The sequence below is a fragment of the Methylobacterium sp. J-067 genome (genome assembly GCF_022829465.1).
In the GTDB taxonomy this organism is placed as follows: domain Bacteria; phylum Pseudomonadota; class Alphaproteobacteria; order Rhizobiales; family Beijerinckiaceae; genus Methylobacterium; species Methylobacterium litchii.
On sequence record NZ_JAKSXZ010000140.1, the window covers coordinates 129084 to 151716 of the forward strand.

The 22633-nt window shown below is 69.2% G+C and carries 23 protein-coding genes; 12 read left to right on the forward strand and 11 right to left on the reverse strand.

Going from position 1 to position 22633, the window contains the following annotated elements; genetic code table 11:
• The first annotated feature begins 108 nt into the window (after window positions 1-108).
• Window positions 109-1137, forward strand: coding sequence for a histidine kinase dimerization/phosphoacceptor domain -containing protein (locus MKK52_RS21535; protein ID WP_279597964.1), 1029 nt, complete (start codon window positions 109-111; stop codon window positions 1135-1137).
• Between the two features lie 4 nt (window positions 1138-1141).
• On the opposite strand, the gene mutS is transcribed toward MKK52_RS21535, so the two are convergent.
• The 3 genes from mutS to MKK52_RS21550 all read right to left on the reverse strand — a co-directional run bounded on the left by mutS (window position 1142) and on the right by MKK52_RS21550 (window position 5305).
• Window positions 1142-3874, reverse strand: coding sequence for a DNA mismatch repair protein MutS (gene mutS / locus MKK52_RS21540; protein ID WP_243957479.1), 2733 nt, complete (start codon window positions 3872-3874; stop codon window positions 1142-1144).
• 106 nt (window positions 3875-3980) lie between these two features.
• A complete protein-coding gene (locus MKK52_RS21545) occupies window positions 3981-4274 on the reverse strand; it encodes a hypothetical protein (RefSeq protein ID WP_243957760.1) in 294 nt (97 codons plus the stop codon).
• 143 nt (window positions 4275-4417) lie between these two features.
• Window positions 4418-5305: an alpha/beta fold hydrolase gene (locus tag MKK52_RS21550; protein WP_243957484.1), complete on the reverse strand. Its 888-nt coding sequence runs from the start codon at window positions 5303-5305 to the stop codon at window positions 4418-4420.
• 140 nt (window positions 5306-5445) lie between these two features.
• On the opposite strand from MKK52_RS21550, the gene MKK52_RS21555 reads away from it, so the two are divergent.
• From MKK52_RS21555 to MKK52_RS21565, 3 genes are all read left to right on the forward strand, one after another.
• The gene (locus MKK52_RS21555) at window positions 5446-6198 is read left to right on the forward strand and encodes an SDR family oxidoreductase (protein ID WP_243957486.1); all 753 of its coding nucleotides are present in this window, start codon (window positions 5446-5448) and stop codon (window positions 6196-6198) included.
• Between the two features lie 66 nt (window positions 6199-6264).
• The gene (locus tag MKK52_RS21560) at window positions 6265-6564 is read left to right on the forward strand and encodes a type II toxin-antitoxin system RelB/DinJ family antitoxin (protein WP_243957493.1); all 300 of its coding nucleotides are present in this window, start codon (window positions 6265-6267) and stop codon (window positions 6562-6564) included.
• Window positions 6551-6829 carry a type II toxin-antitoxin system RelE/ParE family toxin gene (locus tag MKK52_RS21565; protein WP_243957495.1) on the forward strand — a complete coding sequence of 93 codons (279 nt, stop codon included), beginning with the start codon at window positions 6551-6553 and terminating at the stop codon, window positions 6827-6829. Before MKK52_RS21560 ends, MKK52_RS21565 begins: the two co-directional genes overlap by 14 nt.
• Before the next feature lie 6 nt (window positions 6830-6835).
• Here the strand turns inward: MKK52_RS21565 and MKK52_RS21570 are convergent, their stop codons facing one another.
• Window positions 6836-7807 (reverse strand): polyprenyl synthetase family protein, encoded by a 972-nt coding sequence (locus MKK52_RS21570; RefSeq protein WP_243957497.1) that lies wholly within the window; start codon window positions 7805-7807, stop codon window positions 6836-6838.
• 36 nt (window positions 7808-7843) lie between these two features.
• On the opposite strand from MKK52_RS21570, the gene mtgA reads away from it, so the two are divergent.
• Complete coding sequence (gene mtgA, locus MKK52_RS21575) at window positions 7844-8605, forward strand: monofunctional biosynthetic peptidoglycan transglycosylase (RefSeq protein WP_409564717.1); 762 nt, start codon at window positions 7844-7846, stop codon at window positions 8603-8605.
• On the opposite strand, the gene MKK52_RS21580 is transcribed toward mtgA, so the two are convergent.
• On the reverse strand, window positions 8606-9844 hold the full coding sequence (locus MKK52_RS21580) for an argininosuccinate synthase (RefSeq protein WP_243957506.1): 1239 nt from the start codon (window positions 9842-9844) through the stop codon (window positions 8606-8608).
• 198 nt (window positions 9845-10042) lie between these two features.
• Between MKK52_RS21580 and MKK52_RS21585 the strand changes: the two genes are divergently transcribed.
• The 7 genes from MKK52_RS21585 to MKK52_RS21615 all read left to right on the forward strand — a co-directional run bounded on the left by MKK52_RS21585 (window position 10043) and on the right by MKK52_RS21615 (window position 16818).
• Window positions 10043-10669, forward strand: coding sequence for a 2-hydroxychromene-2-carboxylate isomerase (locus tag MKK52_RS21585; protein ID WP_243957508.1), 627 nt, complete (start codon window positions 10043-10045; stop codon window positions 10667-10669).
• 56 nt (window positions 10670-10725) lie between these two features.
• Window positions 10726-11409 (forward strand): DsbA family protein, encoded by a 684-nt coding sequence (locus MKK52_RS21590; RefSeq protein WP_243957762.1) that lies wholly within the window; start codon window positions 10726-10728, stop codon window positions 11407-11409.
• Window positions 11410-11646: 237 nt separating this feature from the next.
• Window positions 11647-12219, forward strand: coding sequence for a F0F1 ATP synthase subunit delta (locus MKK52_RS21595; RefSeq protein ID WP_243957510.1), 573 nt, complete (start codon window positions 11647-11649; stop codon window positions 12217-12219).
• A gap of 59 nt (window positions 12220-12278) precedes the next feature.
• The gene (gene atpA, locus MKK52_RS21600) at window positions 12279-13811 is read left to right on the forward strand and encodes a F0F1 ATP synthase subunit alpha (protein WP_243957513.1); all 1533 of its coding nucleotides are present in this window, start codon (window positions 12279-12281) and stop codon (window positions 13809-13811) included.
• A gap of 128 nt (window positions 13812-13939) precedes the next feature.
• Window positions 13940-14830: a F0F1 ATP synthase subunit gamma gene (locus tag MKK52_RS21605; RefSeq protein ID WP_243957522.1), complete on the forward strand. Its 891-nt coding sequence runs from the start codon at window positions 13940-13942 to the stop codon at window positions 14828-14830.
• Between the two features lie 42 nt (window positions 14831-14872).
• Window positions 14873-16330, forward strand: a complete 1458-nt coding sequence (gene atpD / locus MKK52_RS21610) for a F0F1 ATP synthase subunit beta (protein ID WP_243957524.1) — start codon at window positions 14873-14875, stop codon at window positions 16328-16330.
• Window positions 16331-16416: 86 nt separating this feature from the next.
• The gene (locus MKK52_RS21615) at window positions 16417-16818 is read left to right on the forward strand and encodes a F0F1 ATP synthase subunit epsilon (RefSeq protein ID WP_243957526.1); all 402 of its coding nucleotides are present in this window, start codon (window positions 16417-16419) and stop codon (window positions 16816-16818) included.
• A gap of 58 nt (window positions 16819-16876) precedes the next feature.
• Here the strand turns inward: MKK52_RS21615 and MKK52_RS21620 are convergent, their stop codons facing one another.
• The 6 genes from MKK52_RS21620 to hrpB are packed head-to-tail and all read right to left on the reverse strand — an operon-like array spanning window position 16877 to window position 22622.
• Window positions 16877-18115 (reverse strand): CCA tRNA nucleotidyltransferase, encoded by a 1239-nt coding sequence (locus MKK52_RS21620; RefSeq protein WP_243957528.1) that lies wholly within the window; start codon window positions 18113-18115, stop codon window positions 16877-16879.
• Window positions 18112-18369, reverse strand: a complete 258-nt coding sequence (locus tag MKK52_RS21625) for a DUF6111 family protein (protein ID WP_243957530.1) — start codon at window positions 18367-18369, stop codon at window positions 18112-18114. The genes MKK52_RS21620 and MKK52_RS21625 overlap by 4 nt, the downstream gene beginning before the upstream one ends.
• A 57-nt stretch (window positions 18370-18426) precedes the next feature.
• Window positions 18427-19104, reverse strand: coding sequence for a CoA pyrophosphatase (locus MKK52_RS21630; protein WP_243957532.1), 678 nt, complete (start codon window positions 19102-19104; stop codon window positions 18427-18429).
• Window positions 19101-19685: a DUF1285 domain-containing protein gene (locus MKK52_RS21635; RefSeq protein ID WP_243957534.1), complete on the reverse strand. Its 585-nt coding sequence runs from the start codon at window positions 19683-19685 to the stop codon at window positions 19101-19103. The genes MKK52_RS21630 and MKK52_RS21635 overlap by 4 nt, the downstream gene beginning before the upstream one ends.
• Window positions 19686-19730: 45 nt before the next feature.
• Window positions 19731-20150: a PaaI family thioesterase gene (locus tag MKK52_RS21640; RefSeq protein WP_243957541.1), complete on the reverse strand. Its 420-nt coding sequence runs from the start codon at window positions 20148-20150 to the stop codon at window positions 19731-19733.
• Between the two features lie 18 nt (window positions 20151-20168).
• Window positions 20169-22622: an ATP-dependent helicase HrpB gene (gene hrpB / locus MKK52_RS21645; protein WP_243957543.1), complete on the reverse strand. Its 2454-nt coding sequence runs from the start codon at window positions 22620-22622 to the stop codon at window positions 20169-20171.
• Between the last annotated feature and the right edge of the window lie 11 nt (window positions 22623-22633).

Below are 22633 nucleotides of genomic sequence, written 5' to 3' on the forward strand. Positions count from 1 at the left end.
CCGAGTTTTGCCGTGCGGGCTGACCCCCGTATGATGGTCAACAGGTGATTAACGGGCCTTTTACTTCGGGGCGACATGACCGAGTGACGGGGCGGAGTGGATGAGGCGTTGAGTACCGGGCCAGAGAGCGGTCCTTCCGCTGAAACCCTAGCGGCGGCGTTCGCGACGACGCCTTCGCCGATGCTCGTCGCCGACGCGCGCGCGCACGACCATCCCATCGTCTGGGCGAACGCCGCCTTCCTCAGCCAGACGGGCTACGCCCTGGACGAGGTGACGGGCCGGAACTGCCGCATGCTCCAGGGCGCGGCGACCGACCCCGCCGAGGTGGCGCGGATGCGCGAGGCCGTGAGCGCGGGCCGCGCGATCTCCGCCGAGATCCTGAACTACCGCAAGGACGGCACGACCTTCTGGAACGCGCTGACGATCACGCCCGTCAGCGACGATCAGGGCCTCGCCTATTTCTTCGCGTCGCAGACGGACACGACCAGGATCCACGTCGAGGCCGAGCAGGTTTCGGGCCTGATCGCCGACCTCGCGCAGAAGACGGCGCTGATCCACGAGATCGACCACCGGGCCAAAAACAACCTTCAGGTCATCTCCTCGCTGATGCTGCTTAAGGCCCGGCGGACACAGGACGGCGAGGCGCGGGACGCCCTGGAAGGCATGGTGGAGCGCATCGGCGCACTCTCCATCGCCCATCGCCTCCTCTACACCGAGGAGGACGGCAGCCATTTCGCCCTCACGGATTTCGTCGGCGAACTGCTCTCAGACCTCGACGCGGGCATGGCCGACGACCGCATCCGCATCGACACGGAGGTCGAGGCCATCCGGCTCCCCGCCTCCATGGCCGCGCCGCTGGCGCTGATGTTCCACGAACTCGTGGCCAACGCCCTGCGCCACGCCTTTCCCCACGGGCGCCCCGGCCGCGTCTCGATCACCGCCCGGCGGACGGAAATCGGCATGGCCGTCGAGATCTGCGACGACGGCGTCGGCTTCGATGCGACCGTCCCGGAGGTCTCTGGATTCGGCCGCAGCCTCGTGGAGATGGTCGCCAAGCAATTGCGCGGCACCGTCCGCTGGCTGCCTCAGGCCTCCGGCACGCGGGTCGACATCGCGATTCCCCTGCGCGCCAAGTAGCGGCTCAGCCGGGCACCCGGCTTTCCTCCCGTTCGCGCTTCAGCCGGTAGAGCGCTTCCAGCGCCTCACGGGGGGTGAGCGCATCGGGATCGATGGAATCGAGCAGCAGGGCGAGCTTGTCCTCGGGCAATTCGGCCGGGGGCTCGGGGGGCGGTGGGGGGCTCAGCGTCGCGAAGAGGGGCAGATCGTCGATCCGCGCCCGCGCCGAGCGTCCGCCCTGCGACTTCTCCAAGCTCTTGAGGATCGCACCGGCCCGCGTGACGACGCTCGCCGGTAGGCCGGCGAGGCGGGCGACCTGCAACCCGTAGCTGCGCTCGGCGATGCCGGGCACCACTTCGTGCAGGAACACGACGCCGCCCCGGTGCTCCGCGACCTTCAGCGTCGCGTTGTCGATCCGGGGGAGCCGGTCGCCCAGAGCCGTCAGTTCGTGGAAGTGCGTGGCGAACAGCGCCCGGCAAGCATTGGCCTCGTGCAGGTGTTCGAGGCACGCCCAGGCGATGGACAGGCCATCGAAGGTCGCGGTGCCGCGCCCGATCTCATCGAGGATCACCAGGGAACGGCGGGTTGCTTGATTCAGGATCGCGGCGGTCTCGACCATCTCGACCATGAAGGTCGATTGTCCGCGCGCGAGGTCGTCGGCGGCGCCGACGCGGGAGAACAGGCGGTCCACCCGCCCGATCCGCGCCGAGGCGGCGGGCACGAAGGCGCCCATCTGTGCCAGCACGACGATCAGCGCGTTCTGGCGCAGGAAGGTCGACTTGCCGCCCATGTTCGGGCCGGTGATGAGCCGGATGCGGCCTCGCCCCTCGCCCGACAGGTCGCAATCGTTGGCGATGAACGGCTCGCCCGTCCGCCGCAGGGCCGCCTCCACCACCGGATGCCGTCCGCCGGCGATGGCGAAGGACAGCGAATCGTCCACGATGGGCCGGCGCCAATCGCCCTCGATCGCCAGTGCGGCGTGGCTGCCCGCCACGTCGAGGGACGCCAAGGCGTCGGCCACCGCGTTGAGGCTCGCCGAGGCCGCGACGACGGCCCCCGCGAGATCGTCGAACACCTCGCTTTCGAGGGCGAGCGCCCGGTCGGAGGCGCCGGAGATCTTCCGCTCCAGCTCGCCCAACTCGACGCTGGTGAAGCGCATGGCATCCACCATCGTCTGCCGGTGGACGAATTCCTTCTGCAATCCCTTGAGGCAGGCTTCGCCCACCGATTGCGGCACCTCAATGAAATAGCCGAGAAGGTTGTTGTGCTTGATCCGCAGGGTCCGGCAGCCGGTCTCCTCCGCATAGCGGGCCTGAAGGGCCGCCACGACCTTCCGCGAATCTTGCCCGAGCAGCCGCGCCTCATCGATCTCGGCCAGGAAGCCCGGCCGCACGAAGCCGCCGTCGCGCCGTGAGAGCGGCAGTTCGTCGGCCAGGGCGGCGGCGAGCGTCGCGCCGATCTCCGGATCGACGCCGGACAGCGCCCGGCCGATCTCGGCGAGGGCCGAGGGCAGGTCCGGCGCCGCGCGCAGCGTCTCCGCGATCCGCAGTGCCGCCGCGAGGCTGTCACGCACCGCCGCGAGATCGCGCGGCCCGGATCGGCCGAGGCCGATGCGGGAGAGGGCGCGCGGCAGGTCCGGGGCGGCAGCCAGCGCCTCGCGGCAGGCGTGGCGGAGGGTGGCATCCTCGACGAGACGGGCGATGGCATCCTGCCGCCGGGCGATGCGCGTCAGGTCGGTGAGCGGCCCAGCCAGATGCTCGGCCAGGAGGCGCGCGCCGTTCGCCGTCACCGTGCGGTCGATGGTGGCCAACAGGCTTCCCGTCCGCTCGCCGGAGAGCGTCCGCGTCAGTTCGAGGTTGGCCCGCGTGGCGGCATCGATGGAAAGGGTCGCGCCGGTCTCCTCGCGGCTCGGCACCGCGAGCGGCGCGCGGGCGGCGAGTTGGGTGCGGGCGATGTAGAGGAGGCCTGTCCCCGCCGCCGCGATCTCCGCGCGGCTGAACCGGCCGAACCCGTCGAGGGTCGAGACGCCGTATTGCTCGCGGATCCGCCGCTCGGCGGCCGAGGGTTCGAGTTCGGCCTGGGCCAGCGGCACCACGGCGGCTTTTGTATCCTGCCACAGCCGCGCCAGGGCCGGATCGGCATGGATCGCCTCTGACAGCACGATCTCGCGGGGGTCGTGCCGGGCGACGGCGCCGGGCAATTCGCCCGCCGGGACCTCGCTCAGGGAGAACCGGCCGGTGGAGATGTCGATGGCCGCGAGGCCGTAGACGAATCCGCTTTCCGACGCCTTCTGTCGGCCGATGGCGAGAAGCAGGTTGGCGCTCGCGGGATCGAGGAGACGGTCCTCGGTGATGGTGCCGGGGGTGACGAGGCGCACCACCTCCCGCCGCACCACGGATTTCGGGCCGCGCTTCTTGGCCTCGGCGGGGTCCTCGGTCTGCTCGCAGACGGCGACCCGGTGCCCGAGGGCTATGAGGCGGCTGAGGTAATCGTCAGCCCGCTCGACGGGCACGCCGCACATCGGGATCTCCGCCCCGGCATGCTTGCCGCGCTTGGTCAGGACGATGCCGAGGGCGCGCGAGGCGATCTCCGCATCGCCGAAGAACAGCTCGTAAAAATCGCCCATCCTGTAGAACAGGAGGCAATCCGGGTTGGCCGCCTTGATCTCGATGTACTGCGCCATCATCGGCGTGGCGCCGACCGAGTCGAGGTTGCCCGTCTCCGGCGGCGACTGGGGGATACGAGAGGTGCGGCCCATGCCGCCTTCCTACCAGAGCCCCCGCTCCGAATCAGTCCCACGCGGCTGCTTGCCTGGGGACGTCGTGGCCCGGCACCGAAGCGCCGGGCCCGTTGTCATGCCGACATCAGTAGCGCGGGCCGCCCGTGGTGTTGCCGAGCTGCTGCGCGCGGCCCGGCATCGCCGGGTTGCGGGCGTTCGGATTGCCATGGCGCATGGTGTTCATGCGGCGCATCCGGCGCTCGTGCCGGGTCGAGTGGTGACGGTGCATCCGGTGATGGTGGTGGCGGTGCATCGCCACGTTCTCCATCAGGCCGTCCTGACCGAGGCCTGGCTGGACCGGAGCGGGCGCAGCCTGGGCCGAACCCGCGAAGAGAGCGCCGAGCACGAGGCCGGCGGCGAGAGTGGTACGAAGTGAGATCACGGAATTCCTCCGGACGAAATGTCAGGCAGCGGCTCAAGGTCGCAGTTCCGAAGGAGTTCCGCGGAAAGCGATAAAAAAATAGCGGTGTTCGAATGCTGAGATGAGGGATTAAAACTGAATGTGGTAGAATATCCGGCTATTCAGGGCTGTTCGATAGGCCGAAAAAAGCTTTCGAGTGCCGCAGACACTGCCTCGGGTTCCTCATGCTGAATCCAATGGGTCGCGTCTGGGAACCAGCGGATCAGGCCGCTGTCGCACAGCCGTAGACTGGCTTCTGCGAGGCCCGGCTGGAGGGCGTGATCGCGTTTCCCCCAGAGGATAAGCGTCGGCATCGTCACTGGGGGCGGATCGCGGCGCGGCAGCCTCACCAGGGCGCGATACCAGGCAAGCATCGCCGTCATCGCGCGGGGCCGCGTCCATTCGCGGGCATAGGCGTCGAGATCGGCCTTCGAGAACGTACCCTTCCGGCTGGTACTCACGAGGGCCCGGCGCAGGGCCTTGGCGTCGTCCGCCGTTAGCCAGCGCTCCGCGAAGCCCCGCAACTGGAAGAAGCCGACATACAAGCTGCGCAGCCACTGGCCGGGATGGTGCCGGATATAGCCGGCCACGATGCCAGGATGGGGAGCGTTGAGAATCGCGAGGCGGATAACATGCTCCGGATGGAAGCTCGCCACCCACCATGCAACGAGGCCGCCCCAATCGTGGCCGGCGAGAAAGAATCGCCCCGCACCGCAGGCCCGCCCCAAGGCGACGACATCCGCCGCGAGACGGTCGAGGTGATACGCTTCGATGCGTTCGGGCTTGTCGCTGAGCCCGTAGCCGCGCTGATCCGGCACGATCACGCGAAAGCCCGCACGCGCCAACGGCCCGACCTGCCGGTGCCAGCCGGCCGCGCTTTCCGGGAAACCGTGCAGCAGGATCAGCACCGGCCCGTCGCTTGGCCCGGCCTCGCCGACATTGAGCGTTACCTCACCGAGATCGACGCGGCGGAACACGAGTTCATCCGGGGCTGGGGAAGATTGGGTCATCACGTCTCTCGACGTCCCGGCCCGCCAACCGTTCCGGCAGCGACAATCGGGGGCATTCCCGGCCGGAACACAAAGGCGGGCGTTGCATGGCGCGCGAGGCTCGCTCTACAGCCTGACGCAACGAGAACCGGGAGGACGGAATGAGCGCCACGGGCAAGATCGCGATCATCACGGGCGCCGGCACGGGCGTCGGCAAGGCGGCGTCGGTCGCGCTGGCCGGAGCGGGCTGGAAGGTCGTGCTGTCGGGGCGCCGCCGCGAGCCGCTGGAGGAGGTCGCCGCGCAGATCGGTGCGCAGAACACCCTCGTCGTCCCCACCGACGTGACCGACCCCGCCTCGATCAAGGCCCTGTTCGACGCCACCGTGGAGCGGTTCGGGCGCCTCGACATGATCTTCAACAATGCCGGCATCGGCGCGCCGGCCGTTCCCCTCGAAGACCTGCCCCTGGAGACGTGGCGTCAGGTGGTGGACACGAACCTGACCGCGATCTTCCTGTGCACGCAGCACGCCTTCCGGATCATGCGCGACCAGAACCCACGCGGCGGGCGGATCATTAACAACGGCTCGATCTCGGCCTACGCCCCGCGCCCGAACTCCATCGCCTACACCGCGACGAAGCACGCGGTGACAGGCATCACCAAGTCGACCTCCCTCGACGGCCGCGCCTACGACATCGCCTGTGGCCAGATCGACATCGGCAACGCCGACACCGCGATGGGCGGCCGCATGAAGGCGGGCGTCCCGCAAGCGGACGGCAGCGTCCGCGCCGAAGCGGTGATGGACCCGCTACACGTCGGCGAGGCCGTCCTCATGATGGCGAACCTGCCCATCGAGGCGAACGTGCAGTTCATGACCGTGATGGCGACCAAGATGCCGTTCGTCGGGCGGGGGTGAACGACACTTGAAACGGGCGACCGGCCGTGCATCTCATTTGAGAGACAAGCCGGATCGCCCGGAGGGATGATGCCCCGAACCTCGATGCTCCATGTCCGCGTCGACGACGCCTTGAAAGCGGACGCGTCGGAGACGCTGGCGAAGTTCGGCCTGACGGTGTCGGATGCCGTCCGCATCCTGCTGACGCGCGTCGTCCACGAGGGCGGCCTGCCATCCGGCCTGACAGCCGACCCCGATGCCCACGATGCGTGGTTTCGGGCCAAGGTTCAGGAAGCCCTGACCGATCCTGCCCCTGCCATCCCTCACCGCGAGGTCATGGACGAGGCGCAGGCCCTGATCGAACGGAAGCGCGGTGCCCGTTCTTGAATGGCATCCGGCCGCCCGGGCGGACCTGTTCGCGATCGTGGATTACATCTCGGACGACAACATCGAGGCCGCGCAACGGCTGAAGGATGAGATCGAGACGAGGGCGGCGGCTTTGATCGAGCGTCCGAAGATGTATCGCGCCGGCCGCGTCGCCGGCACGCGGGAGATGGTCGTCCGCTCGAACTACGTCGTCGTCTACGCAGAGAACGAGCGAGCTGTGACCATCCTCAGAGTCCTTCACGGCGCGCGGCAATGGCCACCGTAGAAGCCCTTAGGTCTTCCGTGCCACGGTGAAGCGGGCGGCGTCGCGTAGGACGCGGGCGCCCTCGCCCCATTGGGACACCGCATCCTCGCAGACCGCCACGAGTCGGTCGCACTCGGCACGGGCGCCGTCGAGGCCGAGGCGGTCCACCAGGGTCGCCTTGCCGGCGTCCTTGTCCTTGCCGGTCGCCTTGCCCATCGCCTCCGGCGACGCCTCGCGGTCGAGGATGTCGTCGGCGATCTGGAACGCCTGGCCCAGGGCGTGGCCGTAGCGCAGCAGGGCGGCGCTCTGCGCCTTGTCGGCCCCGCCGACCAGGGCGCCGGCTTCCACAGAGAAGGCCAGGATCGCGCCGGTCTTCATCGCCTGCATCCGCAGGGTGTCATCCACGTCGAGGTTCACGGCGCCGAAGCGGCCCTCGGCCGTCAGATCGAGCAACTGTCCGCCGACCATGCCGCCGAGGCCCGACGCGCGGGCGAGGCCGAGGACGAGATTGGCGCGGATGGCCGGATCGGGCTGCCAGGCCGGATCGGCCACCACCTCGAAGGCCAGCGTCTGAAGGGCGTCACCCACGAGGATCGCGGTCGCCTCGTCGTAGGCCTTGTGCACCGTAGGCTTGCCCCGGCGCATGTCGTCGTTGTCCATCGCCGGCAGGTCGTCGTGGACGAGGGAGTAGCAATGCACCAGCTCGACGCCCGCGCCGGCCGCCAGTGCCGCCGCCTCGGCCCCGCCGAGCATCTTCGCCGTCTCGATGGCGAGGAAGGGCCGCAGACGCTTGCCGCCGCCGAGCACCGCATGACGCATCGCCTCCATCAGGCGCGGCGGACGGGTGATCTCGCCGGGGCCGGTCTGCTCGCCAAGCCGCTCCACAAGGAAAGTCTCGACCTGCTGCGCAACCTGCGCGAGCCTGTGGGAAAAGTCCGGCGCGGACGAGTTCGCCTTGACCGGACGGGCGTCCGACTGCGTTGAGGAGTTCGGGTTCATCGGGCGTCGCGTCCGGATCTGGCCGTGCGGAGTGAGTTGAGCATCGGCGTGAGGGAGGAAAAGATCAGGGCCGAAAGGCCGTTGGAGGAGGCGCAACCCGGGCGACCGCTCGCCCGGCCGAGGCGGGCGGCGCCGTTGCGGCGGTTGGTCGGGCTGCTGCTGCTCGTTCCCGCGCTAATTGTCGTCATCGTGCTCACGTTGGCGCTCGTCTATAGCGCGGTGACGCCGCCGTCGACTCTCATGCTTGGCCGTTGGTTGACGCTGCAACCGGTGGACCGGCAAGCCGTCCCCCTGACGCGGATCGCGCCCGCCCTGCAACTCGCAGTGCTCACCTCCGAGGATCAGCGCTTCTGCCTGGACCACGGCGTCGATTTCGGTGCCATCCGCGATGTCGTGGAGGACGAGGATTCGCCCTCGCGCGGTGCCTCGACCATCGCCATGCAGACGGTGAAGAACGTGTTCCTGTGGCCGGGGCGGTCCTACATCCGCAAGGCGGTCGAGATCCCGCTGGCGCTCGCCCTCGACACCCTGTGGGGCAAGCGGCGGATGATGGAGATCTATCTCAACGTCGCCGAGTGGGGGGACGGCATCTACGGGGCGCAGGCGGCGAGCCGCTACTGGTTCCACAAGGACGCCGCCGACCTCACCCGCCAGGAGGCGACCCTGCTCGCCGCCGTATTGCCGAACCCGATCCTGCGCAGTGCCGGCCGCCCCTCCGCCGGCGTGCGCCGACGGGCGGCGCGCATCCAGGGAATGATGGGGCGGACGGAGGGTCTGGCCGCCTGCCTGCGGCGGTGATCAGCCCTCGCGCTTCTTGCGCTGGGCCAGGGTGCGCAGGCGCAGGGCGTTGAGCTTGATGAAGCCCGCCGCGTCGCGGTGGTCGTAGGCCACGGCACCTTCCTCGAAGGTCACGAGGTCCTGATCGTAGAGCGAGTGCGGGCTCTCGCGGCCGATGACGTGGATGCCGCCCTTGTAGAGCTTCAGCCGCACGGTGCCGGTGACCTTCTCCTGGCTCTTGTCGATGAGCGCCTGGATCATCTCCCGCTCCGGCGAGAACCAGAAGCCGTTGTAGATCAGCTCCGCATATTGCGGCATCAGCTGGTCCTTCAGGTGCGCCGCGCCGCGATCCAGGGTGATCGATTCGATGGCCCGGTGCGCCGGCAGCAGGATCGTGCCGCCGGGCGTCTCGTACATGCCGCGGCTCTTCATGCCGACGAAGCGGTTCTCCACGAGATCGAGGCGGCCGATGCCGTTCGCGCGGCCCAACTCGTTGAGCTTGGCGAGCAGCGTGGCGGGCGACATCGCCTCGCCGTCGACGGAGACGGCATCGCCCCGCTCGAAGCCGATGGTGACGATGGTCGGCTCGTCCGGCGCTTCCTCAGGCGAGAGCGTGCGCGAATAAACGTAATCCGGCACCTCGAGGGCCGGATCCTCCAGCACCTTCCCCTCGGAGGAGGCGTGGAGCAGGTTCGCGTCCACCGAGAACGGGCTTTCGCCGCGCTTGTCCTTGGCAATCGGGATCTGGTGTTGCTCGGCGAAGGCGATCAGCTGCTCGCGGGAGCGCAGGTCCCATTCACGCCAGGGGGCGATGACCGTCACGTCGGGCTTGAGGGCATAGTAGCCGAGCTCGAACCGGACCTGATCGTTCCCCTTGCCGGTGGCGCCGTGGCAGACGGCGTCCGCGCCGACGCGCTCGGCGATCTCGATCTGCTTCTTTGCGATGAGCGGCCGGGCGATGGAGGTGCCGAGCAGGTAGACGCCCTCGTAGACGGCGTTCGCCCGGAACATCGGGAACACGTAATCGCGGACGAACTCCTCGCGGAGATCCTCGATGTAGATGTTCTCCGGCTTGATGCCGAGCAGTTCCGCCTTGCGGCGGGCGGCTTCCAGCTCCTCGCCCTGGCCGAGATCGGCGGTGAACGTCACCACCTCGCAGCCATAGGTGGTCTGCAGCCACTTCAGGATGATGGAGGTGTCGAGGCCGCCCGAATAGGCGAGCACGACCTTCTTCACGGCAGGCTTGGCGGGATCGATCATGCGACGTCCGATAACGGGAGGGCGTGGATCGCGGCGGCTTATCGCGGGCGACACCCGCCTGCAACCGGCATGCCGTCTTGAGCGTATGCCCCTGTGAAGATGGACCCGAATCCATACGTCGGATGCCTTGAGCCCTGGCGTCGCCGGCCCAACTTGGCCAGAGCGACCCTTTGAGACGATGACCGAAAGGCCGAACAGATGGCGCGCCAGCCCGTGTTGGAGTTCTGGTACGAATTTGCCTCGACCTATTCGCACCTCGCGGCACAGCGCATCGAGGCGGCGGCGGAGACGGCTGGGGTGAGCGTGCGCTGGCGGCCGTTCCTCGTCGGCCCCCTGTTCGCCTCCCAGGGCTGGACGACCTCGCCGTTCAACCTGTTCCCGGCCAAGGGCCGCAACATGTGGCGCGACCTCGAGCGGCAGGCCGCAGCTTACGGATTGCCGCCGATCACCAAGCCCGATCCGTTCCCGCAAAACAGCCTGAACGCGGTGCGGGTCGCGATCTTCGGGCAGGATCAGGACTGGCTCGTGCCGTTCTCGAAGGCGGTGTTCTCGGCAAGCTTCTCGCAGGGGCGCTCCATCTCCGAGCCGTCCGCCGTGGTCGCGATTCTCGATTCCCTCGGCCTCGACGGGACTCAGGTGCTGAAGGCCTCCGCCGCCGACACGAACAAGACGAAGCTCCGCGTCAGCGTCGAGGAGGCCCGTTCGCGCGGCATCTACGGCGCGCCGACCTTCCTGACCGACGACGGCGAATTGTTCTGGGGCAACGACCGCCTGGAACAGGCCCTGGCCTGGGCCAGCGGCGACCGGCCGCCCGGCTTAAGGTGATGCGAACCGGGCGATGGCCATAAATGCGCCATCTGACGCCGTTCGGTTCCGCAGCCATGATGATGACCCGTCGCCGCCTCCTCGCGGCCTCCACCGGCCTCGCCCTCGCGGGCCCCGCCGCCGCACAATCCTACGGCCAGCGCGTCGCCGTCACGGGCGATGACGGGAAGGCGGTGGCGAACTCGATCCTCCCTGGTGAGATCACCGGCCAGATTCCCGCCCTGCGCGGCGTGACCTATGCCGGCCCGAAGGACGGCGAGACGGTCCTCTACGAGTTCTTCGACTTCAACTGCCCCTGGTGCCGGAAGGCCGCCGCCGACGTGGTCGCCCTGCACGAAACTGATTCGACCCTGCGCATCGGGCTCGTCCACAACCCGATTCTGTCCCCGGAATCGGCGCAGGCCGCCAAGGTGACGCTCGCCGTGCAGCGCAAGCTCGGTTCGGCGGCGGCCTTCGGCTTCTACCGGACGCTCCTGTCGAAGCCCGGCCGCATCGACGGCCCCGGCGCGCTGACCGCCGCGACGGCCCTCGGCGTGCCGCAGGCCGAGATCGAGGAGATCGCCGACAGCGACGAGGTGCGCCTCGCCCTGCGCAGCCACATGCGCATGGCGGCCGATCTCGGGCTCTACGCGACGCCCTCCTACGTCCTGGGCAATTCCGGCATCCTCGGCCATCCCGGCGCGAAAGCGATGGCCAAGATGATCGCCAGCACCCGCCGTTGCGACCGGCTGGCGTGTTGAAAACAACGTAAAACCCGTCGTCACACTTCTGCCGCCGTGTCGCGCAGCCGCCAGCGTCGCCTTGCGCCCATCCGCTGAGCCATGCTAGGCGGTCGCCGCGCCGGACGGGGGTGATGGAAGTCCTGTCCGATCCCGGCGCGATCCAAAAACCATTGCCCAGGGCCGAAAGGTCTTGCGCAGCGCGCGGACGGGCTTCAAACACCCGGCCACGCGGGCAACGAGAGAAGAGAGCGACGGGTGGCGCAGAACGGTTCCGAGGCTGGTCCCCTGGTCGCAGGCGTGTCGGGCCGGTACGCTTCCGCCCTCTTCGAGCTCGCGCGGGACGAGCGCCAGCTTGACGCGGTGGCCGAGGCCCTCAATCAATTCGATGGGTTGCTCAAGGAGAGCGCGGATCTCCGCCGCCTCGTGCGCAGCCCGGTCTTCAGCGCCGAGCAGCAGGAAGCCGCGATCAGCGCCATCCTGGAAAAGGCCGGCATCACCGGGCTCGCCGCGAACTTCATCCGCCTCGCGGCCGCGAACCGCCGGCTCTTCGCCCTGCCGGGCATGATCGCCGCCTTCCGCTCGCTGGTTCAGGATTCGAAGGGCATCGTCCGCGCCGAGGTGCGTGTCGCCGAGAAGCCCTCCGATGCGCTGATCGAGGAGATCAAGGCGTCGCTGAAGGACGTCGCGAAGGCGGATGTCGACATCGACCTCGTGGTCGATCCGAGCCTGATCGGTGGCCTCGTCGTGAAGATGGGCTCCCGCATGGTCGACGCCTCGCTCAAGACCAAGCTCAACGGTATCCGCCTCGCGATGAGGGCTGCGCGCTAAGCGCGCCACCACCCCGCGACCCGCAATTCGACAGACGCTAAAGCCACAGGGGCACGAGCATGGACATCCGCGCCGCCGAGATCTCCGCGATCCTCAAGGACCAGATCAAGAACTTCGGTGAGGAAGCCGAAGTCTCCGAGGTCGGTCAGGTTCTCTCCGTCGGTGACGGCATCGCCCGCGCCTACGGCCTCGACAACGTTCAGGCCGGTGAGATGGTCGAGTTCGAGTCGGGCGTGCGGGGCATGGCCCTGAACCTCGAGCAGGACAACGTCGGCATCGTGATCTTCGGCTCCGACCGTGAGATCAAGGAAGGCCAGACCGTCAAGCGGACCGGCTCCATCGTGGACGTGCCGGTCGGCAAGGGCCTGCTCGGCCGCGTCGTGGACGCGCTGGGCAACCCGATCGACGGCAAGGGCCCGATCCAGTCCACCGAGCGTCGCCGCGTCGACGTGAAGGCGCCGGGCATCATCCCGCGCAAGTCGGTGCATGAGCCGATGGCCACGGGCCTGAAGGCCATCGACGCCCTGATCCCGGTCGGCCGCGGCCAGCGCGAGCTGATCATCGGCGACCGTCAGACCGGCAAGACCGCCATCGCCCTGGACACGATCCTGAACCAGAAGCCGGGCCATACGGCGGGCGGCGACGAGAAGTCGAAGCTGTTCTGCATCTACGTCGCCATCGGCCAGAAGCGCTCGACGGTGGCCCAGTTCGTGAAGGTCCTCGAGGACCAGGGCGCCCTGGAATACTCCATCGTCATCGCCGCCACCGCTTCGGACGCCGCGCCGATGCAGTTCATCGCGCCGTTCGCCGGCTGCGCCATGGGCGAGTACTTCCGCGACAACGGTATGCACGCCGTGATCGTGTATGACGATCTGTCCAAGCAGGCCGTCGCCTACCGCCAGATGTCCCTGCTGCTGCGCCGCCCGCCGGGCCGCGAGGCTTACCCGGGCGACGTGTTCTACCTCCACAGCCGCCTGCTCGAGCGCGCCGCCAAGATGGGTGACGCCGCCGGCAACGGCTCGCTGACCGCCCTGCCGGTCATCGAGACCCAGGCCAACGACGTGTCGGCCTACATCCCGACCAACGTGATCTCGATCACCGACGGCCAGATCTTCCTTGAGACCGATCTGTTCTACCAGGGCATCCGCCCGGCGGTGAACGTCGGCCTCTCGGTGTCGCGGGTGGGCTCCTCGGCGCAGACGAAGGCGATGAAGAAGGTCGCCGGCAAGATCAAGGGCGAGCTGGCGCAGTACCGCGAGATGGCGGCCTTCGCGCAGTTCGGCTCCGATCTCGACGCCTCGACCCAGCAGCTGCTGAACCGTGGCTCGCGCCTCACTGAGCTTCTGAAGCAGCCGCAGTTTTCGCCGCTGAAGATGGAAGAGCAGGTCGCGGTGATCTACGCCGGCGTGAATGGCTACCTCGACAAGATGCCCCTCGCGAAGGTGCGCCCGTTCGAGGACCAGCTTCTCAGCACCCTGCGCACCAAGCACAAGGACCTGCTCGACTCGATCGCCGCCTCCAAGGACCTGTCGGACGAGAACGCCGGCAAGCTGAAGAGCGTCGTCGAGAGCGTGGCCAAGGCGGTCGCCTGACCCAATACCCTCTGATCCCGGGATCGCCCGGGATCAGGTTTGCGCTCGCCTGACCGGGGCGGGCACGATCCGCCTCCTCCCTCCGCGAGGGAGGAGAGGCCCCTAGGAACGGACCTGGACCTCACTCGATGGCGAGCTTGAAGGACCTGCGGAACCGCATCACCTCGGTGAAGGCGACGCAGAAGATCACCAAGGCCATGCAGATGGTCGCCGCGGCCAAGCTGCGCCGCGCCCAGATGGCCGCCGAGGCCGGCCGCCCCTTCGCCGAGAAGATGTCGGGCGTGCTGGGCAACCTCGCCGGCAACATGATCGGCGGCAACAACGCCCCGAAGCTCCTCTCGGGCACCGGCGCGGAGCAGGTGCACCTGCTCGTCGTCTGCACGGGCGATCGCGGCCTCTGCGGCGCGTTCAACTCCTCGATCGTCCGCCTCGCCATCCGCGAGCATGCCCTGAAGCTTCAGGCCGAGGGCAAGACGGTCAAGTTCATGACCGTCGGCAAGAAGGGCCTCGACCTCCTGCGCCGCCAGTTCCGCGATCAGATCGTGGAAAGCATGGATATCCGCGGCAACAAGCCCGTGGATTACGCCTTCGCCTCCGAGATCGCGCAGAAGATCGTCGCGCGCTTCGATGCGGGCGAGTTCGACGTGGCGACGCTGTTCTTCGCCGAGTTCCGCTCGGTGATCTCTCAGATCCCCACGGCGCAGCGCCTCATCCCGGCCGAGCTTCCGGCCACGACCGAGACGACGGCCAAGCCCGGCGGCAACGCCGCGCTGGAGTTCGAGCCCTCCGAGGAGGTGATCCTTGAGACCCTGCTGCCGCAGAACCTCGCGGTGCAGGTGTACCGGGCGCTCCTGGAGAATGCCGCCTCCGAGCAGGGCGCACGCATGAGCGCGATGGATTCCGCCACCCGCAACGCGGGGGAGATGATCAAGAAGCAGACGCTGGTCTACAACCGGACCCGTCAGGCGATGATCACCAAGGAGCTCATTGAAATCATCTCCGGCGCCGAGGCCCTCTAAGGGTATCGGCTCCGTCCGCACGAATTGAAGGGTAGGCAGACAATGGCGAACACCGCACTCCCCGGCGCCGGCTCCAACAAGGTCGGCAAGATCACCCAGGTTATCGGCCCCGTCGTCGACGTGCAGTTCGAGGGCCACCTGCCCGAGATCCTGAACGCCCTGGAGACCAAGAATAACGGCGCCCGCCTCGTCCTCGAGGTCGCCCAGCAGCTCGGCGAGAACACCGTCCGCTGCATCGCCATGGACACGTCCGAGGGCCTGACCCGCGGCCAGGAATGCACGGACACCGGCGAGCCGATCAAGGTTCCGGTTGGCATGAACACCCTCGGCCGCATCATGAACGTCATCGGTGAGCCGATCGACGAGCTCGGCCCGGTGCAGTGCGACACCTACCGCGCCATCCACCAGCCGGCCCCCTCCTATGCCGACCAGTCGACCGAGGCGCAGATCCTCGTCACCGGCATCAAGGTGGTAGACCTCCTGGCTCCTTACTCCAAGGGCGGCAAGGTCGGCCTGTTCGGCGGCGCCGGCGTCGGCAAGACCGTGCTGATCATGGAGCTGATCAACAACATCGCGAAGGTGCACTCCGGTTACTCGGTGTTCGCCGGCGTCGGTGAGCGCACCCGCGAGGGCAACGATCTCTACCACGAGATGATCGAGTCCAAGGTGAACGTCGATCCGAAGGAGCATGGCGGCTCGGCCGAGGGCTCCAAGTGCGCCCTGGTCTACGGCCAGATGAACGAGTCCCCCGGCGCCCGCTCCCGCGTGGCCCTTACCGGCCTGACCATCGCGGAGCAGTTCCGCGACGAGGGCCAGGACGTGCTGTTCTTCGTGGACAACATCTTCCGCTTCACGCAGGCGGGCTCCGAGGTGTCGGCGCTTCTCGGCCGCATCCCCTCGGCGGTGGGCTACCAGCCGACGCTCGCCACCGACATGGGCGCCCTGCAGGAGCGCATCACCACCACCAACAAGGGCTCGATCACCTCGGTGCAGGCCATCTACGTGCCGGCCGACGATCTGACCGACCCGGCGCCCGCCGCCTCGTTCGCCCACCTCGACGCCACGACCGTGCTGTCGCGCTCGATCGCCGAGAAGGGCATCTACCCGGCCGTGGATCCGCTGGACTCCACCTCGCGCATGCTCTCCCCCGCCATCCTCGGCGAGGAGCATTACGACGTGGCCCGCCGCGTCCAGCAGACCCTGCAGCGCTACAAGGCCCTGCAGGACATCATCGCGATCCTGGGCATGGACGAGCTGTCCGAAGAGGATAAGCTCACCGTGGCCCGCGCCCGCAAGATCGAGCGCTTCTTCTCGCAGCCCTTCACGGTGGCCGAGGTGTTCACCGGTTCGCCGGGCGTGCAGGTGCCGCTCGAGGACACCATCAAGGGCTTCAAGGGCCTGGTGAACGGCGACTACGACGACCTGCCCGAGGCCGCCTTCTACATGGTCGGCACCATTGAGCAGGCCCAGGAGAAGGCCAAGAAGCTCAAGGCGGCGTAAGCCGGCCTGTCGTCCCCTCCCCGCACCGGGGAGGGGCCATGCTTCCCTCATGCGGGAAGAGAGCTTGAGGCGGGAATTCTGAGACGATGGCCACCTTCCACTTCGATTTCGTCGGCCCCGAGCGGACGCTGTATTCCGGCGAGGTGAACGCCGTTCAGTTGCCCGGCATCGAGGGCGAGATGACTGTGATGGCGGGTCACGCCCCGGTCCTGACCTCCCTTCGGGTCGGCGTCATCGTCATCACCGAGAGCCAGGGCTCCGGCAAGCGCATCTACGTCCGTGGCGGCTTCGCCGATATCGGGCCGAAGGGCGTGACGGTTCTGGCCGAGCGCGCCGCTCCCATCGAGGAGCTGAACCCCGCGTCCCTCGATCGCGACATCGAGGCGATCCAGATGCAGTACGACGCCACCGAGGATCTGCAGAAGCGCGAGGATCTGAATGCTCAGATCGTGCAGCTGCGCGAGACCAAGGCGCTGCTGAAGCTCTGAGCTTCGCCGCATCGTCGGATTTTTGAAGCGTCCCCGTCCAACCGGCGGGGACGTTTTTTTATGGGCGCGCGGCCTCCAGCGCCCGCGCCAGCAGGGCTTGGCGCGAGGCATCATCCTCCGGGCATCCGAGCGCCAGCCATTCGGCCTTCGCCGCCGCGAGGCCTTTCCCGATGGCCCGGCCGGGGGGAAGGCCCTCTTTGACCAGATCACCGCCGGTCAGGGGGAAGACCGGATCGGCCGCCCCGTCGGCCAAGCGCGCGGCTTCCGCCAAGGCGGCCTCGTCGGGGCGTGGGCGGGGCTCGCCCGCGAGAATCGCCAAGGTCTCCGCCATCATGCGTCCGCCATGGACGGAAGCGAGGGCACGGACGTCCTTCAGGCCCAGTGCCTCACGCCCGTGGAGCGTAGCGAGGAGCGCGGCGTAGGTGTCCAGTTGCGCCGTCTCGGCATTCGAGAGGCGCAGGCTGTCGCGCAGGCGCGGCTCGTCGTGGGCGGCGTGCACGCACAGCGCCGCGAGCCGCATCGTGGCCCGCTGCCCTGCCGCCGCGCTGCGGGCGAGGCGCCCCAGTTCCGCGACTCCCCCGCTGATCCGCTGCAACAGGCCCGTCACGGACAGCAGCGTCACCACGGGGACGCAGCCGGGGGCGAGCAGCAGCTTCAGGAATTCGCTGCGCACCCGCTCACGGGACAGGCCCTCGATGGCATCACGGGCGGCGATGCAGGCGGCGAGCGCCTGCCGATCCGGCTCGGCTTCGGCGAAGCGGGCGTGAAAACGGAAGAAGCGCAGGATGCGCAGGGCGTCCTCGCGGATGCGCGTCGCCGCCTCGCCGATGAAGCGGACGCGGCCGGCGCGCAAGTCGTCCAGACCCCCCACCGTGTCGTGCAGCGTCCCGTCCGCGCCGAGGGACAGGGCGTTGATGGTGAAGTCGCGTCGGGCGGCGTCCTGCGCGAAGTCGCCGCCGAACCGCACCACCGCGTGGCGCCCGTCCGTCTCGACGTCCTCGCGGAGGGTCGTGACTTCGATGGGCTCCTGCGGCGTCACCACTGTGATCGTGCCGTGCTCGATGCCGGTCGGCACGGCCTTCAGCCCGGCGCGGCGCGCGTGCTCCATCACCGCCTCGGGCCGGAGCGTCGTGGCGAGGTCGATGTCGGAGACCGCCGAGCCCAGCAGCGCGTCGCGCATGCAGCCACCGACGAGGCGGGTCTCCTCGCCGGGCGCGGCGAGGGCGGCGAGGGTGGCGCACACACCGGGCCGGGCGAGGAGCGCCGCCGGACCCGCCGTGTCGAGGCTGCGGCTCACCGGAACTGCCCCGGCACGAGGCGCCCGTTCTCCATATGCGGCGGCACGTAGCCGGTTTCGCTGCGGGTCGAAAACAGGCCCTCGTAGACGAGGGACGCGATCACCACGAACAGCCCGGCCAGGACGAGCCGCGTGCCCTGCCGGGTCCAGTGGTGCAACCGGAACGGATTGTGCCCCGTCACCACAAGCAGGACGAGGAACAGGCCGAAGGGAATCAGGAAGAGGCCGAACTCTTCGATGAAGCGGCGAAGCATGGATGTGTCGGCTTGAGGATGTTTCGCGGGGCGAAAGGCTGCGATACGAAAGCGAGACTAGCGCGGCCGGTCTCCGCTGTCGCCGGAAACCGGTGGATCCTCGGGATAAAGCCGCTCGCGGAGGTTATTGAGGATGCCTGCGGTGACGCCCCAGATCAGGCGCTCGCCGAACGGCATGGCGTAGAACCAGCGCTGCCGCCCCTTCCATTCTCGCGATCGGAGGACATACCGCTCCCGGTCCATCAGGAAGGAGAGCGGCACCTCGAACACCTCGGCGACCTCGGTGGGATTCGGGCGGAACGGCGCGGAGGGCGCGGCGAGGCCGATGACCGGCGTGACGAGGAAGCCCGTACCCGAGAGATAGGGGTCGAGATAGCCGAGCACCCGCACGTCCTGCGGCGCCAGGGCGATTTCCTCCTGCGCCTCGCGCAACGCGGCCTCGGCGGGTCCTGGATCGGTCGGGTCGATCTTGCCCCCCGGCAGGGCGACTTGGCCGGAATGGTCGCGCAGGCCGCTGGCGCGCTGCGTCAGTACGAGGGCCGGGCCCTTGGGACGGTGGAGCACCGGCACCAGCACCGCCGCCCGGCGATGGGGCGGGGGTGGAATCACCGCCGCGCCGTCCGGGTCGATGCTGTGGTCGCCGCGCGGGTTCGAGGTCGGGTCGTCCGGGCCGGGCGGCTCGCGCGAGAGCCCCGCCTCAGCACGGGCCAGGAAGTCGGAGAGGGCTGCGGTCACGCTTGGTCCACCGGGGCGATCCGGTGGAACGTGCCCCCGGCCGCGATCCCGAGCCACGCTTGGCCGTCGATCTCGCGCTCCTCGGCGAGCTCCACGAGGTCGTAGGTAAGGGCGCGTGTCACGAGCGCCCAGAGGCCGCGCCGGACATGGAGGTAGGGCTTTAGCCCGCCCTCCGAATCCTGCTCGAAGCGCAGGGCATGGTCGGCATCGAGGCGCACGAGGTCATCGACGTTGGTGCGGAAGGCGATGCTGCGCTCCGGCCCTTCGCCCTCCACCGCCATCTCGACGGCGAGGAACGGCGCGTCCTCCACGACGATGCCGACGCTTTCCACGGGGGTGACGAGGACGGTGCGTCCGTCCTCTTCGCGCCGCAGGATGGTCGAGAACAGGCGGACGAGCTTGTCCCGGCGAATCGGGGAGCCGTTATGGTGCCACGTCCCGTCGGCGGCGATGCGGATGTCGATCTCGCCGCAATAGGGCGGGTTCCAGTGCTCCACCGGCGGCAGGCCGCGCTTGGGCAGGGTGCCGAGGGCCGCGCTCAGGCGGCTCAGGGCCGGATCGGGGGCGGCGTCTTCGCTCATCGCTGCAAGATAGCGCCGAGCGGGCGCCTCAACCATGGGCGGGCCTCAGCCTTTCTGGCTGCGCAGGATCTTCCACACGCCGTCCCCCGTGGCGACGAGGCGTTCGCCGTCGCGGACTTCGCCGCGCATGAAGACCAGGGAGCCGGTGCGCTTCACGACGGTGGATTCGCAGGTGAGCCAATCGTCCATCCGGCCGGCTTCGAGGAACTTCATCTCAAGCTGGATGGTGACGCAGCTCGCCCCGTCCGCTGCCGCCATGGCCGTGACGCCCATGGCACGGTCGGCGAAGCTCATCAGCATGCCGCCATGCACGACGCCGATGAGGTTGGCGTGCTTCTGCGAGGCGCGGAAGGCATAGACGCCGTCGCGCACGTAGAGCGGGCCGACTGTGGCGATGAAGCCCTCATCCTCGATATGGACCCAGCCCGAGGCGGCGGGGTCGTCGCGTTCCGTGGTGTCGGTCATCGCATCCTCATGGGTTACTCAGGTGCCCCGTGGCTTCGCCCGGCGGGTCGGCGCCTCGGCCAGGGGATCCTCCGGCCAGGGATGGCGGGGGTAGCGCCCGCGCATCTCGGCGCGGACGGAGGCCCATGAGCCACGCCAGAAGCCCGGCAGGTCGCGGGTGATCTGGATCGGGCGCTGGGCTGGCGAGAGCAGGTGCAGCACCAACGGGCGCCCCCCGGCGCTCGGATGCCTGTCGAGGCCGAACAGCTCCTGCACCCGCACCGACAGGGCGGGCTCCTTGGCGGTGTAATCGATGGCGATGCGCGAGCCCGTCGGCACCTCGACATGGGTTGGGGCGGCGGTGTCGAGGCGGGCGCGCAATTCCCAAGGCAGCAGGCCGTGGAGGGCGTTGGCGAGGTCGTCGGTGGTGATCGCCCCGAGACCCGTGCGCCCGACGATGGACGGGGCGAGCCATTCGCCCGCCGTGGCAGTGAGCGTGGCGTCCGAGAGGTCCGGCCACGCCTCGCCTTCGGCCGCGCGAAGGAAGTTCACGCGGGCGCGCCATTGCGCGAGGGCCGATGTCCAGGGCAACCGCTCAATCCCCAGCCGGGCGATGCCCTCGGCCAGGATCGCCGCCGAAGCCTCGTCGGCCGGGACGCGCAAGGTTGTCTCGCCGAGGTTCACCGCGCCGAGGCGGCGCACCGAGCGGGCGCGCAGCGAGGCGGCTTGCGAATCGAACGTGACTTGCGTGACGGCCTCGATCCGCTCCGCGAACAGGGCCTCAATGTCCTCGGCCGTGATGGCGGCGGCGGCCAGGATGCGCGCGTTGGCGGCGCTTCCCGCGAGGTCGGCCACGACGATGTATTGACCGCGTGCGAGTGGACTCGCGGCATCAAGCCGCCCGGCCCGGCCGCTCGCCATCACGAACTCGCCCTCGCGGCCCCTGGCGCGGGCGACGCGATCCGGGAAGGCCAGCGCCAGGAGCGGCCCCGCCGGGCTGGGCTCGGACGGGCCGCCCGCGCCCGCGATTCGCGCCCAGTTCTCCGCGAGCCGGCGCATGTCCGTCGCCCGGCCGCCCCGGTCGCGGGCAAACCGCTCGACGCGCTCATCGAGATCGACGGCATCGCCGCCGAGGCCGCGCTCCACCAGCACCGCCGCCAGTTTCGCCGCCGCCCGGCCGCGTCCGTCCTGCGCGGCCGTCGCCACCATCCGCGCGAGGCGGGGCGGCAGCGGCAGGGCGCGCAGGCGCCGGCCGATCTCGGTGAGGCGCCCGTCGGCATCGAGGGCGCCGAGCCCGTCGAGCATGGTGCGTGCCTCGGCGAGCGCCGGGGCCGGCGGCGCATCGAGGAAGGCGAGGTTACGCGGGTCGGGGACGCCCCAGGCGGCGCAATCGAGGAGCAGCCCCGCGAGATCGCTCGACAAGATCTCGGGCTTGGCGAAGGCCTCCAGGGCGCCGTTGCCGGCCTCGGCCCAGAGCCGCCAGCAGATGCCGGGTTCGGTGCGGCCCGCGCGGCCCCGGCGCTGGTCCACCGCCGCCCGCGAGGCCCGCGCGGTGACGAGGCGGGTGAGGCCGAGGCCGGGCTCGTAGACCGGCACCCGCGCGAGGCCGGAATCGACCACGATGCGCACGCCCTCGATGGTCAGCGAGGTTTCGGCGATGGAGGTGGCGAGCACCACCTTGCGCTGGCCGGGAGGCGCGGGGCTCACCGCCCGGTCTTGCTCGGCCGGCGTAAGCGCGCCGTAGAGGGGCGCCAGGATTACCTCCGGCCCGACCTTTCCGGCCAGAGCCTCGGCCGTACGGCGGATTTCCGCCTGACCCGGCAGGAAGACCAGAACCGAGCCGGGATCGGCCCACAGCGCCCGCAGCACCGCTTCCGCGATGCTGTCCTCGATCCGGCGATTCGGATCGCGGTCGAGGTAGCGGGTCTCCACCGGGAAGGCGCGGCCCTCGGAGGCCACGACCGGCGCATCGTTCAGCAGTCCCGCCACCCGCGCCCCGTCGAGGGTCGCGGACATGACGAGGATGCGCAGATCCTCCCGCAGGCCGCCCTGGGCGTCGAGGGCCAGGGCGAGGCCGAGATCGGCATCCAGCGAGCGCTCGTGGAACTCATCGAACAGCACCGCGCCGATGCCGGTGAGTTCAGGGTCCTCCAGGATCATGCGGGTGAACACACCCTCCGTGACCACCTCGATCCGGGTGCGCGCGGAGATCTTGGAGCCGAGGCGGACGCGCAGGCCGACCGTGCCGCCGACCTCCTCGTTCAGCGTCTTCGCCATGCGGGCGGCGGCGGCCCGCGCCGCGAGGCGGCGGGGCTCCAGCAGCACGATCTTGCCCTTGCCGAGCCAGGGGGCGTCGAGCAGGTCGAGGGGAACGCGCGTGGTCTTGCCGGCGCCGGGAGGCGCCACGAGCACGGCGGCGTTGCGGGCCGCGAGGGCTTGTCGGAGATCGGGAAGCGCCGCCTCGATCGGCAGCGCGTGGTGCGGGTCGGCCATCGCCGCCGCTG

Coding starts and splice junctions, on each gene's coding strand:
- MKK52_RS21640 (WP_243957541.1), bottom strand. CDS start 20,150: ATGACCGACACCACGGAACGCGACGACCCCGCCGCCTCGGGCTGGGTC.
- MKK52_RS21555 (WP_243957486.1), top strand. CDS start 5,446: ATGAGCGCCACGGGCAAGATCGCGATCATCACGGGCGCCGGCACGGGC.
- atpD (WP_243957524.1), top strand. CDS start 14,873: ATGGCGAACACCGCACTCCCCGGCGCCGGCTCCAACAAGGTCGGCAAG.
- MKK52_RS21560 (WP_243957493.1), top strand. CDS start 6,265: ATGATGCCCCGAACCTCGATGCTCCATGTCCGCGTCGACGACGCCTTG.
- mutS (WP_243957479.1), bottom strand. CDS start 3,874: ATGGGCCGCACCTCTCGTATCCCCCAGTCGCCGCCGGAGACGGGCAAC.
- MKK52_RS21605 (WP_243957522.1), top strand. CDS start 13,940: ATGGCGAGCTTGAAGGACCTGCGGAACCGCATCACCTCGGTGAAGGCG.
- MKK52_RS21615 (WP_243957526.1), top strand. CDS start 16,417: ATGGCCACCTTCCACTTCGATTTCGTCGGCCCCGAGCGGACGCTGTAT.
- MKK52_RS21570 (WP_243957497.1), bottom strand. CDS start 7,807: ATGAACCCGAACTCCTCAACGCAGTCGGACGCCCGTCCGGTCAAGGCG.
- MKK52_RS21550 (WP_243957484.1), bottom strand. CDS start 5,305: ATGACCCAATCTTCCCCAGCCCCGGATGAACTCGTGTTCCGCCGCGTC.
- MKK52_RS21585 (WP_243957508.1), top strand. CDS start 10,043: ATGGCGCGCCAGCCCGTGTTGGAGTTCTGGTACGAATTTGCCTCGACC.
- hrpB (WP_243957543.1), bottom strand. CDS start 22,622: ATGGCCGACCCGCACCACGCGCTGCCGATCGAGGCGGCGCTTCCCGAT.
- MKK52_RS21625 (WP_243957530.1), bottom strand. CDS start 18,369: ATGCTTCGCCGCTTCATCGAAGAGTTCGGCCTCTTCCTGATTCCCTTC.
- MKK52_RS21635 (WP_243957534.1), bottom strand. CDS start 19,685: ATGAGCGAAGACGCCGCCCCCGATCCGGCCCTGAGCCGCCTGAGCGCG.
- MKK52_RS21580 (WP_243957506.1), bottom strand. CDS start 9,844: ATGATCGATCCCGCCAAGCCTGCCGTGAAGAAGGTCGTGCTCGCCTAT.
- atpA (WP_243957513.1), top strand. CDS start 12,279: ATGGACATCCGCGCCGCCGAGATCTCCGCGATCCTCAAGGACCAGATC.
- MKK52_RS21590 (WP_243957762.1), top strand. CDS start 10,726: ATGATGATGACCCGTCGCCGCCTCCTCGCGGCCTCCACCGGCCTCGCC.